At 70.7% G+C, this 11,877-nt stretch carries 10 protein-coding genes; 5 read left to right on the top strand and 5 right to left on the bottom strand.

All coding sequences use genetic code 11. From position 1 onward, the window contains the following. Nucleotides 1–43: 43 nt before the first annotated feature. Nucleotides 44–475, bottom strand: a complete 432-nt coding sequence (locus ACSQ18_RS12550) for a MarR family winged helix-turn-helix transcriptional regulator (RefSeq protein WP_436037743.1) — start codon at nt 473–475, stop codon at nt 44–46. Between the two features lie 36 nt (nt 476–511). On the opposite strand from ACSQ18_RS12550, the gene ACSQ18_RS12545 reads away from it, so the two are divergent. Continuing rightward, nucleotides 512–2,293, top strand: coding sequence for a DUF2207 domain-containing protein (locus ACSQ18_RS12545; protein WP_436037742.1), 1,782 nt, complete (start codon nt 512–514; stop codon nt 2,291–2,293). A 75-nt stretch (nt 2,294–2,368) separates the two neighbouring features. On the opposite strand, the gene ACSQ18_RS12540 is transcribed toward ACSQ18_RS12545, so the two are convergent. After that, the gene (locus ACSQ18_RS12540) at nt 2,369–3,814 is read right to left on the bottom strand and encodes a DUF222 domain-containing protein (RefSeq protein ID WP_436037740.1); all 1,446 of its coding nucleotides are present in this window, start codon (nt 3,812–3,814) and stop codon (nt 2,369–2,371) included. A 597-nt stretch (nt 3,815–4,411) separates the two neighbouring features. Here ACSQ18_RS12540 and ACSQ18_RS12535 point away from each other — a divergent pair. Then, nucleotides 4,412–5,068 (top strand): NADPH-dependent F420 reductase, encoded by a 657-nt coding sequence (locus ACSQ18_RS12535; RefSeq protein WP_436037738.1) that lies wholly within the window; start codon nt 4,412–4,414, stop codon nt 5,066–5,068. Between the two features lie 26 nt (nt 5,069–5,094). On the opposite strand, the gene ACSQ18_RS12530 is transcribed toward ACSQ18_RS12535, so the two are convergent. Together ACSQ18_RS12530 and ACSQ18_RS12525 are read right to left on the bottom strand one after the other, a co-directional pair. Continuing rightward, nucleotides 5,095–5,724 carry a hypothetical protein gene (locus tag ACSQ18_RS12530; protein ID WP_436037736.1) on the bottom strand — a complete coding sequence of 210 codons (630 nt, stop codon included), beginning with the start codon at nt 5,722–5,724 and terminating at the stop codon, nt 5,095–5,097. A 38-nt stretch (nt 5,725–5,762) separates the two neighbouring features. Next, nucleotides 5,763–6,731: a lytic transglycosylase domain-containing protein gene (locus tag ACSQ18_RS12525; protein WP_436037735.1), complete on the bottom strand. Its 969-nt coding sequence runs from the start codon at nt 6,729–6,731 to the stop codon at nt 5,763–5,765. A gap of 264 nt (nt 6,732–6,995) precedes the next feature. On the opposite strand from ACSQ18_RS12525, the gene ACSQ18_RS12520 reads away from it, so the two are divergent. Further along, entirely contained in the window at nt 6,996–9,122 is a 2,127-nt protein-coding gene (locus ACSQ18_RS12520; RefSeq protein ID WP_436037734.1) for a glucose PTS transporter subunit IIA, read from the top strand. On the opposite strand, the gene coaBC is transcribed toward ACSQ18_RS12520, so the two are convergent. After that, nucleotides 9,119–10,357 carry a bifunctional phosphopantothenoylcysteine decarboxylase/phosphopantothenate--cysteine ligase CoaBC gene (gene coaBC, locus ACSQ18_RS12515; protein WP_436037732.1) on the bottom strand — a complete coding sequence of 413 codons (1,239 nt, stop codon included), beginning with the start codon at nt 10,355–10,357 and terminating at the stop codon, nt 9,119–9,121. The genes ACSQ18_RS12520 and coaBC overlap by 4 nt on opposite strands. 51 nt (nt 10,358–10,408) lie before the next feature. Between coaBC and ACSQ18_RS12510 the strand changes: the two genes are divergently transcribed. Continuing rightward, entirely contained in the window at nt 10,409–11,125 is a 717-nt protein-coding gene (locus tag ACSQ18_RS12510; protein ID WP_436037730.1) for an NRDE family protein, read from the top strand. Nucleotides 11,126–11,160: 35 nt separating this feature from the next. Next, nucleotides 11,161–11,829 carry a YdeI/OmpD-associated family protein gene (locus ACSQ18_RS12505; protein WP_436037728.1) on the top strand — a complete coding sequence of 223 codons (669 nt, stop codon included), beginning with the start codon at nt 11,161–11,163 and terminating at the stop codon, nt 11,827–11,829. Nucleotides 11,830–11,877 lie beyond the last annotated feature (48 nt).

Genomic DNA, 11,877 nt, shown 5'->3' with positions numbered 1-11,877 from the left:
CGGCTCCTCGCGCTCACTCGTGCGTCGAACTGCGAGCGTCGCCTCAGCCGCGTTCGCGCAGCTTCGTCGTGATAGTGCGCAGCTGTTCGAGTTCGCTGTCGTCGAGCACGGACATGCGCTCGGCGATCGACTGGCCGTGGCGCGTCGCGATGCGGCGGAACGCGCTCAGGCCGTCGTCGGTGGCGCGCAGGAGGGCACCGCGGCCGTCGTCGGGGTCGGGGCACTTCGTGATGAGGCCGCGGGCGACCATGCGGTCGACGAGGCGCGAGACGCTGGGCTGGCTGATGAGCATGTTGGCCGTGACGTCCCGCAGTCGCGCGGCGTTCTGTTCGCCTCGTGCGACGGTCAGCATGACGTCGTATTCGGCCTGCGTGAGGTCGTCGCCGTGGAAGTCCTCGCTGATCTGGTCGAGCACCTCGTGCTGGGCGCGGAACAGACTCTCCCATGCTGCGATGGCGAGGCGTCGGTCCGTCATGGCGTCCACTTTAGCCCGCGGCCTAGGCTGGGCGACATGAGGCGCGTATGGAGGTCGTTGGCCGTTCTGGCGCTGGTGTGGGCGGCATCCGTGGGCCTTGCGGCACCCGCCGCGGCCGACGTCGACGACTTCTCGTTCGACAGCATGACGGTCGATTACACGCTCACGCGCGACGACGACGGAACGAGCCGTCTGCACGTCGTCGAAGTGCTGGTCGCGCGCTTCCCCGCGTTCGATCAGAACCGCGGCATCCGACGGTCGATACCCGACTCGTACAACGGTCAGCCGCTGCATCCGCGGGCGCTGTCGGTAACCGACGAGGACGGTCGCGCACGGCCGATGGAGACCGACCAGGAGGACGGGGTCTTCCAGATCGTGTCGCGGTCGGACGAGTATCTGCAGGGCGTGCAGACGTTCGTCGTGACCTACGAGCTGGAGAACGTGACGTGGGACTTCCCCGACACGGGACTGGAGTTCTACTGGGACGTGAACGGCGTCGATTGGGCACAGCCCTTCGGTGAAGTGACCGCCCGGCTGCACCTGGACGACGAGCTCGCGCGCGCTGTGACCGGACGAGTCGCCTGCTACGAGGGTCGGCAGGATGCCGCGACGCCGTGCGCAGGGATCGATACGGATGCCGGTACCGGGGGTGCGGTGGTGACGGCGCGGGCCGAGGGGTTGGGGCCGGGCGAGACGCTGACGATTGCCGTGGGGTTCTCCGACGGGACGTTCGTACCCTTCGACACGTCGTACCTGGCGTCGCCGTGGGGGTGGCTGCAGGGGGCGGCGGCGGTCGCGCTCGTCGCGCCGGTGCTGCTGGCGGTGCGCGCGCGCCGGCGGGGTCTCGCGGATGAGCCGGGCAGGCCGACGATCATCGCCGAGTACACGCCGCCGCCGAACGTCGATGCGCTCGAGAGCGCCGTGCTGCTCGGCAAGCAGTCGAAGGCGATTCCTGCCGAGGTGCTGGAGCAGGCGGTCGTGGGGTCGATCCGGATCGTGGAGGGCGAGCGGAGGTGGTTCGGCGGTCCGCGGCTGATCGCCGAGCTCGTCGATCCGGCGCGTGCGGACCGTGACGGACGCATGCTGCTGGAAGGCCTGTTTCCCGAGGGTGTGCCGGGGGAGCAGTACGAGTTCGGACGTCAGGACACGCGGGTGTCGAAGGTCGCGCAGAAGATCCTCGCGGCTGCCGATCGTGAGCTCACGTCGCGGCGACTGCGTCGCCGGGTGCCGTTCGGCACGCGGGCGTGGCCCGTCGTGGCATCCGTGCTCGTGTCGCTGGCGGTGTTCCTGTTCGGGGTCGGCGCGTTGACGGCGAGCGTCGCCCCGGCGGTGCCGGTGGTCGTCATGGTGGCGGCGGGGCTCGTGCTCGCGCTCGTCATCGTGCTGATCGCGAAGGTGCCGCTGACGGCGGCGGGAGCCGAGACGCGGGACCATCTCGCGGGGCTCAAGCTCTTCATCGAGTGGGCGGAAGCGGATCGCATCCGCATGCTGCAGTCGCCCGCCGGTGCGGAGCGGGTCGCCGTCGACGTGAGGGATCCGCGGCAGATGCTGCGCCTGTACGAGACGCTGCTCCCATACGCCGTCGTGTTCGGGCAGGAGCGGGAGTGGTCGGCGCAACTCGCCGTGCTGTACTCCGCCACAGGCGTCGCGGGACCGTACTGGTACGCGGGCACCGGAAGTTTCAACGCCTCCGCCTTCGCCTCTGGGATCGGTTCGTTGTCCGCCGCCGCCAGTTCGTCGTCGTCGACGTCGGGTGGGTCTGGCGGCGGTGGTGGCGCCGGCGGCGGTGGAGGGGGCGGCGGGGGCGGCGGGGTGTGACCGTCGCGGGGGTGTGACCGTCGCGGGGCTGTGGGCGTCGTGGGGCTGTGGGCGTCGTGGGACTGTGAGTTCTCATCAGAACGGCGGCGGGTCGCTCGCCTTCGAGGTGTTGCTGCCGGTGCCGGTCTGGATGTCGGCATCGGTCTGGATGTCGACTGCCGCATGTTCTGTGGTGAACACGAGGGTGCGTGCGGGGTGGTCGGGGTAGTGGCGTCCGGTGGGGCTGGTCCAGTGGAGGATGCCGTCGGGTGTCTGTCGTACTTTCCAGGCGGAGTGGTGTTTGAGGGTGTGGTGGCGGCGGCAGAGGTGGGCGAGGTTGGTGAGCTCGGTTGCACCGTCGTGTTCTCTGGCGGTGGTGTGGTCGATGTCGGACCGATAGGTGGGGGTGCGGCAGCCGGGGAACCGGCAGTGCTCGTCCCTCACCCGGAGGGTGCGTTTGAGGTGGTCGGAGGGCCGGTACCTGTCGATGGCGAGGACGTTTCCGGTGATGGGGTGGGTGAGTACCCGGTCCCACCCCGTCGCGGTTCCGGCCAGCCGGAGGGCGGTGGCGGTGTCGATCGGGCCTTTGCCGACCAGTTCGGCGGGGGTGTCGTCCGCCCCGAGCGCGGTGAGGGCGGGGACGGTGACCTGCACGCGGGCGATGATCGCCTCGTCCGCGGAGATCGCGTCGTTTGAGACATCGGGTGAGGCGTGTCCGGTGAGGAGCAGGTCGGCGAACACGTCGGCCCGGACCTCGCTGATCCGGCGCGTGTCGGTCGGGCGGGTGTCGGTGGGGTGGGTGTCAGCGCGGTTGGTGTCGGGAAGGAGGGCACCGTCGGTGGCGCCGCCCGGGCTCGCTCCGCCTCCACTGCCCGCGGCGCCGCGCTTGCCGACACCCCGCGCGTCGATCACGCGCCGTGCGTATTGGTCGATGCGGTCGCGGATGCCGTGAGCGATCGCCGCCGGGAGAATCGCGATCAACTCGGCCATCCCGTCGTCGAGGTCACGCACCCACACCTCCCGCGTGGCCGCGGCCGCCGTGTGACGTTCCTGCAACGGGATCGGGTGCAACCGCGCGGCGAGGATCCGTGCGGCGGGCTTCAGCCGTCCCGGCGTCTCCCGCCGCGCCACCTCCAGGGCCGCGTCCTCGAACACGGCCCGCGCGGCATCGTCGTCAATCCCAACCCCAGCATCCACCACCACCCGCACGTGCCCGCGAGAGATGTCGCCGGCCGCCCACGTCGCAAACGTCGCCGGGAACCGCTCCACGAGCACGACGGCATCCGACATGTGCTTCTGCACCGTCCGGTCCGACACGCGCGCGGCGGCCCCGATCTGCGCCGCGAGCGACCGGATCGGGATGTCAGCGACGGCCGACGGGGCCCCGGCATCCTGTGCCATCGCCTGGGCGATCTCGACCGCTTCGGCCAGCAACGCGACCTCGCGGGCTTGCGCCGCGGCGGCGTCGCGGCGGGCGTCGGCGAGCGCGCACAGCAGCGTTTCGATGCGCTGTTGCCATGCGGTGCCGGTGCTCCCTGTCATGCTCCGATTCTTCTCCGGGCCACCGACATTCCAGGCGACAAAACCCAGATCAACGATGCTTCCTGTGGATAACTTCCGACACGCCGCGCCTGTGGAGGAGGGTGCGCCGTTTCGTCTCGCTTCGCTCGCTCAACGACCGGGGGCGACGGCCGAGAAGGCCGCGCCGTTCCGACTCGCTGCGCTCGCTCAACGACCGGGGCGGCGCCTCGTCTCGCTGCGCTCGCTCAACGACCGGGGGTGACGGTGTGGTCCGGTCGTTGAGCGAGGAGCACAGCGACGAGACGAAACGTCGATCCGCGCGGGCCGCGCTTGCTCAACGACCGCTCGCTGCGCTCGCTCGGCGACCGGACAGAGTAAGGGCCGGTCGGAGAGGCTTCCGACCGGCCCTTGTCCCTTGCACCAAGAGTGTCCTGCAATCACATGTCGGTAGCTGCCACAGCAAAACAACTACCGTGCGAGCACTCTATAACGACGAGATAACGACGCACAAGCACTTCTCGTTATCTTTCTGTGATTCTTTTCTCATCCATAGCGATCGCCCAGAATCGCACCCAGAGGTTGGGGAATCCCGAGCGACCAGGGTGAGTTGACGTCGCTATGACAACCTTCGGAATCATCGGCGCAGGACACATCGGATCACAGCTCGCTCGGGCCCTCACCCGTCTCGGCGACGACGTCGTGATCGCCAACTCTCGCGGTCCGGAGACGCTCACCGCCCTCATCGACGAGCTCGGCCCGCACGCACGCGCCGTCACCGCCGAGGAGGCCGCCACGCTGGGCGACGTCGTGATCGTCACCGTTCCGCTCGCCGCCTACCGCACCCTTCCTGTCGCGCCGCTCGACGGGAAGATCGTGCTCGACACCAACAACTACTACTGGGAGCGCGACGGTCACATCGCCGAGCTCGACCGCGGCGAAGCCACCACGTCCGGCCTCCTGCAGCAGCACCTCGTCGGGGCGAAGGTCGCGAAGGCGTTCAACCACATCGCGGCGGCGGACATCACGACCACCGGAAGCCCGGCCGGCACTCCCGGTCGCCGCGCGCTGGGCACGGCATCCGACTTCCCCGACGCCGCCGCGTTCGTCACCGACCTGTACGACCGGCTCGGGTTCGACACGGTCTCGGCCGGTCCGCTCTCCGAGTCGTGGCGCCTCGAGCGCGACCGTCCCGCCTACGGCGTGCGACAGGATGCCGTGCAGCTGCGCGACAACCTCGCCGCCGGCTTCCGGGTGCGCCCCGAAGACGCCGCCTGAGCGAACCGCACCGCCGCCCGCCCGCGTTACGGCAGGGCGGCGGTGAGGTCGAGCGGCGTGCCCGCGGCGACGGTCGACTCCGGCGGTGCGTCGGCGTCGAGGCAGGTCGCTCCGCCGAGCGCCGGCGCGCCCCACGGATCGGCATCCTCCGTCGGGTAAGGCATCACCGCCACGGCGGTGACCTCTCCCGACTCGGTGCCGACGAGCAGATCCAGCCCGGCGACGGCGCCGTCGATCGCCGCCGTCGCCGAGATCCGCACCTGCGCCGAAGCATCCTTCGACCCGAGAACCTCGCACACCACGGCGACCGGCGCCCACCCGTTGTCACGCATCTCCACGACCAGCGCCTGGGCGAGCGGGAAGACGACGTCCCAGCCATCCTCGAGCGACGGGTCGGCGACGGAGTCGTCGAGCGGGAACGACGTGCGGATGCCGCCCCGCGTCGCGGTGCCGGGCGTCGCCTGCGACGCCTCCTGCGACGGGAAGCTGGACCAGGCCGCGCCGTACTCCGCCGCGTCGAACGGGGGAGCGGCCTCGAGGGCGGAGACGCGCCCGGCATCCACCTGCTCGGGCTCGTCGGCCGACGCCGTGCAGCCGCTGGTCAGCAGTGCGACGGCGACGGCTAGCGGGAGGAGGATGCCGGGGCGCGAGACCACGGTCCCGACCCTATCCCGGCCCCTCCCGCCGCTTGTGCTCAGTACCAGCCGACGGACTGCGAGTGGTCCCAGGCGCCGCACGGCGTGCCGTAGCGGCCGTCGATGTAGCCGAGGCCCCAGCGGATCTGCGTCGCCGCACTGGTCTCCCAGTCGCTGCCGGCGCTGCCCATCTTGCTGCCGGGCAGGGCCTGCGGGATGCCGTAGGCGCCGCTGGAGGAGTTGTACGCGCGGTAGTTCCAGCCCGACTCCTTCTGCCACAGCTTGTCGAGGCAGGAGAACTGGTCGGAGCCCCAGCCGCGGTCGGCCAGGAGGGCGCGCGCGGTCGCCTTCGCGCCGGCGACGGAGTTGTCACCCGACGAGGCGGCGGAGCCACCGCTGACCGACCCCGACGACGAGGACGACGCGGATGCCGCAGCCTCCTCGGCCGCCTTCTTCGCGGCGGCTTCGGCGGCGGCCTTCTTGGCGGCGGCCTTCTTCGCGGCGATCTCGGCGGCGCGCTTCTTCTCCGCCTTGTCCAGGCGGTCCAGCAGCGAGACGGTCGCCTTCTTCACCTTGGCGGTGTCGGCGGCGGCGTCGGCCGTGTTGTCGGGAAGCAGGAGCACCGGCGTGACGGCGATGGTCTCGAGCTGCTCGACGTGCTCCTCGAGAACGGTCGTGTCGACGGTGGTCGCACCGGCGATGTCGAGCTTCGACGACTTCACCTTCTTCGCCACCTTCGTCTCGGCGGCTTCGGCGGCGGCGATCGCGGCCTCCGCCTCGTCGAGCGCGGCCTCCGCGTCGTCGACGATGTCGTCGAGGGGCTCGGTCGACAAGGCGGCCGCCTCAGCGGAAACGAACGGCGCGATGGCCTCGTCCGCGGGGGCGACGTGCGCCACGGCGACGCGGGCGGTGGCCTGCGGAACCTCCGCGGCGTGGGCTGCGGTGGTCATGCCTCCCGCGATGGTCACGCCGAGCGCGAGGGCGACGGCGGTGGACAGGGTCGTACGGCGGGAGTGGTTCAAACGCATGCGTAACGATGTCTTTCAGGTGGCTTCTCGCGGCTCCGACCGGCTCCGAATCACGGGCTCCACGGTGCTGCGACGCGCCCTCGGGTGGGCACAAGTCCCCGAGTCTGCCTCTCGTTTCTGGACGAAACCTCCGTCCTTCCTGGACGAACCGTGCAAGCGGGGCCCCGAGGTTTCCTCCGGTCAAGGGCCTGTCGGGGCGTCTGGCGACCGGTATAGAGTCCGAGTGCAATCCCCCCAGAGCGGGCTCGCGAGAGGAGTCTCACCATGGCATCCAGTGTGGATTCGAAGGCAGCGGCGGACATCGTCGATGCGATCGGCGGACCCGAGAACGTCGCCAGTCTCACCCACTGCGCAACCCGTCTCAGGTTCCAACTCCACGACGGCGACAAGGTCGACAAGGAGCGCATGGAGGCGATCCCGGCGGTGATGGGAGCCGTGCCCCAGGCCGGCGACCGGTTCCAGGTCGTCATCGGCGGCGCCGTGCAGAACGTCTACAACGACATCATGGCGCTGCCGCAGATGGCGAACATCGACGCGCCCTCGGATGCCGATGTGAAGGCGGCGCAGCGGGCTCGCGGCCCCCGCGGCAAGGTCGCCTGGCTCGACTCGCTCTTCGAGTTCCTCTCCGACTCGTTCCGCCCGACGCTCGGGGCGCTCCTGGGGGCCTCGCTCATCATCACCTTCATGGCGCTGATGTCGACGCTGGAGGTGATCGGCAACTGGGCCGATCCGCGCACCGAGCTCCCGCCCTCCTGGCAGTTCGTCAACCTGATGTGGCAGTGCGTGTTCGTCTTCCTGCCGCTCATGGTCGCCTACAACGCGTCCAACAAGCTCGGCGCCGACCCCTGGGTGGGTTTCTCGATCATGGCGACGGTGATGCTGCCCGGCTTCGCGTCGCTCGCGACGCAGGAGGGCGCGCAGCAGATCGTGTTCCTCGGGTCGGAGATAACGACGATCCCGATCTTCGGCATCCCGCTGACGATCTTCAACTACAGCTCGCAGGTGTTCCCACCCCTGCTCATGGCGGCCGTGCTCGGACCGCTGTACAAGGGGCTCAAGCGCATCATCCCCGACAACCTGCAGCTGATCTTCGTGCCGTTCCTGTCGATGCTGGTCATGATCCCGCTGACGGCGTTCCTCCTCGGCCCGCTCGGCGTCTACGCCGGTGCCGCGCTCGCGCAGCTGCTCAGCTCGATCAACTCCTTCTCGCCGTTCATCTTCGCGATCATCATTCCGCTCGCGTACCCGTTCATGGTGCCCCTGGGGCTGCACTGGCCGATCAACGCGATCATGCTGCTGAACATCCAGACGCTCGGCTACGACTTCATCCAGGGCCCCATGGGCGCGTGGAACTTCGCGTGCTTCGGCGCGACCGCCGGCGTCCTGCTGCTGGCCTGGCGCGAGAACGACAAGCAGATGCGCCAGACGGCGACGGGTGCGCTCGCCGCTGGACTCCTCGGCGGCATCTCCGAGCCGTCGCTGTACGGCATCCATCTCCGCTTCAAGCGCATCTACCCGCGCATGCTGGTCGGTTGCCTCACGGGCGGCATCATCATCGGCGTCGGCAGCCTCGTGCTGGGCCTCGAGAACGGCATCACGACGAAGGCTTTCGTCTTCACGTCGCTGCTGACGATCCCCGCGTTCGAGCCGATCGGCCTGTACGCGATCGCGGTGCTGTCGGCCTTCGCCGTGTCGATGTTTCTCATCGTCATCGGCGGCTACAAGGACAAGGAGCCGGCGGTCGAAGAAGGCGCCGGCTATGTCGCCGCGACCGCGGGGTCGTCGGTCGTGGGTGCGGGCGCTGCCACGGAGGCGTCGGTCGCTGATGTCGCCGGTTCCGATGCGATCGCGGGCGCGCCGGCATCCGCAGCGGCCACGGCGCCGGTCGCGACCGCAACGGCGGAGCGCGCCGACACGGCCGACCTCGCCCTCGTGCAGGTCATGTCGCCGCTGGCCGGCACGGCCGTCGCGATCTCGGAGGTGCCCGACCCCGTGTTCGCGGGCGGTGTGATGGGGCCGGGAGTGGCGATCGAACCGTCCGGCGACACGGTCGTCTCACCCGGTGCGGGCCTCGTCGTCGCCGCGCAGCCGACGGGACACGCGTTCGGACTCCAGCTCGACAACGGCGCGGAGATCCTCATCCACGTCGGCATCGACACCGTGAACCTGAAGGGTGAAGGGTTCGACGTCAGGGTGAAGAACGGCGACCGGGTGGAGACCGGCACACCGCTCGTCGTCTTCGACCGCGCCGTCATCGAGAAGGCGGGCTACCCGCTCATCACGCCCGTGATCGTCCTCAACGGCGACTCGTTCGAGACGGTCGACCCGGTGGAGCTGGGCGAGGTGGCCGCCGGCGCGCCGCTGCTGGACCTCCAGAAGAAGGAGAGCTAGCCCCGGCGCCGCGCGCGCAGCGAGGCCACGGCATCCCACAGGGCGTCGGCGACGGCGCGCTTGGTCCCGGATGCCGTGGCCTCGGTGCCGTCCGCCGCGAGGAGGATGACGGCGTTGTCGTCGGCTTCGAAGCCGAGCCCGGCGCCGACACGATTCGCGGCCAGGAGGTCGGCGCCCTTGCGAGCGAGTTTGCGGCGGCCGCGGTTGCGCAGCTCGTCGTCGTCGGCGGCAGTCTCCGCGGCGAATCCCACGATGACCTGACCCGGCCGCCGCGCGGCGACGAGTCCCGCGAGGACGTCGGGGTTCTGCACGAGAGGAAGGGTGAGGGAGCCGTCGCCGTCTTCCTTGCGGATCTTCTCCGTCGACACCTCCGCCACCCGGAAGTCGGCGACCGCGGCGACCATCACCACGACGTCGCTGCCTGCGGCGGCATCGCGCATCGCGGCATCCAACTCGGCGGCGGTGGAGACGCGTTCCACCTCGACGCGCGGATGCCGCAGCGCCTCCGCCAGCACGCCCTCGTCGACGTGGGCCGCGACGAGCCGCACGTGCGCACCGCGCTCCGCCGCGGCGAGCGCGACGGCCGCGCCCTGCCGCCCGGAGGAGCGGTTGCCGAGGAAGCGCACCGGGTCGATGGGCTCGCGCGTGCCGCCCGTCGAGACGGCGACCGTCATCCCCTCGAGATCGGTGCGGTGCGCGGTCGCGTCGCCGGCGGGCAGGAGGGCCAGCGCCGCGGCGAGGATCTCGTCGGGCTCGGACATACGGCCGGGGCCGCTGTCGCCGCCGGTGAGCGGTCCGTCGGCGGGACCGATCACGTGGACGCCGCGGGCGCGCAGGGTCGTGAGGTTGTCGCGCGTGGCCGCGTGCTCCCACATCGCCGTGTGCATGGCGGGGGCGACGAGCACGGGCGCCGTCGTGGCCAGGAGGGTGACGCCCAGCAGGTTGTCCGCAATACCGGCCGCCATGCGGGCGAGCGTGTTGGCGGTGGCGGGAGCGACGATCACGAGGTCGGCCTGCGTGCCGAGTGCGACATGTCGGACCTCGGCGACATCATCGTGTACGGAGGTCGTGACAGGATGGCGGCTGACCGCCTCCCAGGTGGCGGTCCCCACGAACCGCAGCGCGTCGTCGGTGGGAATGACGTGCACCTCGTGACCGTTGGTGACGAGGGCGCGAACGAGCTGGACCGTCTTGTATGCGGCGATGCCGCCGCTGACACCCACGACAACGAACATGCCCCGATCCTCCCACGACGCTCGGAGGTCGGGCACGGAAGGGCTGAGCCGATGTGCACCGTGATCGTCCACGTTCCGGATGCCGTGGCGCCGACGAGCCCGGTGCGCGTCCTCGCGGTGCGCGACGAAGACCCGGCGCGCGCGTGGGACCCCCTCGGCGCCTGGTGGCCCGACGCCCACCCGGGTGTGATCGGGGTGCGTGACACGCGCGCCGGCGGAGCGTGGCTCGCGGCCGACCCCGACGGTGGTCGCCTCGCGGTCGTCCTGAACCGAGCGGAGCTGTCCGGCGTCGACCCCGCCACCCTCGGTTCGCGCGGCCACGTCGTGCTCGACGCCGTCGACGGCATCGCGCCGGGGGAGGCGCCCCGCGTCAACGGCTTCAACCTCGTCGAGGTCGACTCGGGCGGTGCCCACGTCACGATGTGGGACGGCACTTCGGTGCGCACGGAGCAGCTCGCCCCCGGCATCCACATGGTCGCGCACGACGACGTCGACGATCCGGCGACGGCGCGCATCGTCGCGTGGCGCGACGCGTTCCCGGAGCCCGGCGACGGTGCTGAGTGGTGGACGCCGTGGCTCGACGCGCTCGAGCACACCGCCGCCCTCGACCCGACCGATGAGCGCGCGATCGTGCGCGACAACCGGCCCTACGGCTACCCGACGCTGTCGTTGCTCGTCGTGGCCGCGTCGGTGTCGGCATCCGGTGTCGAGGCCGTGTACGGCGAGTTCGATCAGCCCGGCCAGTGGAACCGGCCCGAGCTGCACTGACGACGCGTGTCGGGGGTGCGCAGTATCGTCGCCTCATGAGCGACGCCCTCGACGATCTCCGCGACGAACGGCATTCGGCCGCCGAGCCGACGGTCGTGTTCTTCGCGGATGCCGAGGAGTTCCGCGACTGGCTCGAAGAGCACCACGAGACGGCGACGGAGCTGTGGATGGGGCTGTACCGGAAGGGTGATCCCGACCGGGGCATCACGTGGGACGACGCCGTGCCGGTGGCCCTGTGCTACGGCTGGATCGACTCGGTCAGCCAGCGGATCGACGAGCGCCGTCGGCGCCAGCGGTGGACGCCGCGCAAGCCGAGGTCGGTGTGGAGCGCCGTCAACATCGCGCACGTCGAGCGGCTCATCGCCGAAGGGCTCATGCGCCCCGCAGGCCTCGCCGCCTACGAGCGGCGTCCCGCCGGTACCGGCTACTCCTACGAGACCGCGCTCGCCGCCACTCCAGAGCAGCTCGCGGCCATCGCGGCGAATCCGGCCGCGCAGGCCTTCTGGGATGCCGCGACGCCGTCGTATCGCCGCGTCGCGTCGAACTGGGTGCAGACCGCCAAACGCGAGGAGACGCGCGCCGCCCGCCTCGCGACGCTCGTCGCCGACTGCGCTGCGGGACGCCTCATTCCGTCGCAGCGGTACGGCGACACCCCCGCCTGGGTCGCCCGGGCCGCCGAGGCCGCCGCAGCCGCCGGCGGCTGACCGTCTTCGTCGGGAAGCAGGGATCGGCAGCTCGAGGCGGCAGACGAG

It is taken from the genome of Microbacterium sp. LjRoot45 (assembly GCF_964253325.1).
GTDB lineage: Bacteria > Actinomycetota > Actinomycetes > Actinomycetales > Microbacteriaceae > Microbacterium.
Note: the sequence above shows the minus strand (reverse complement) of the source record. Positions and strands in the feature narration are given on the sequence as shown.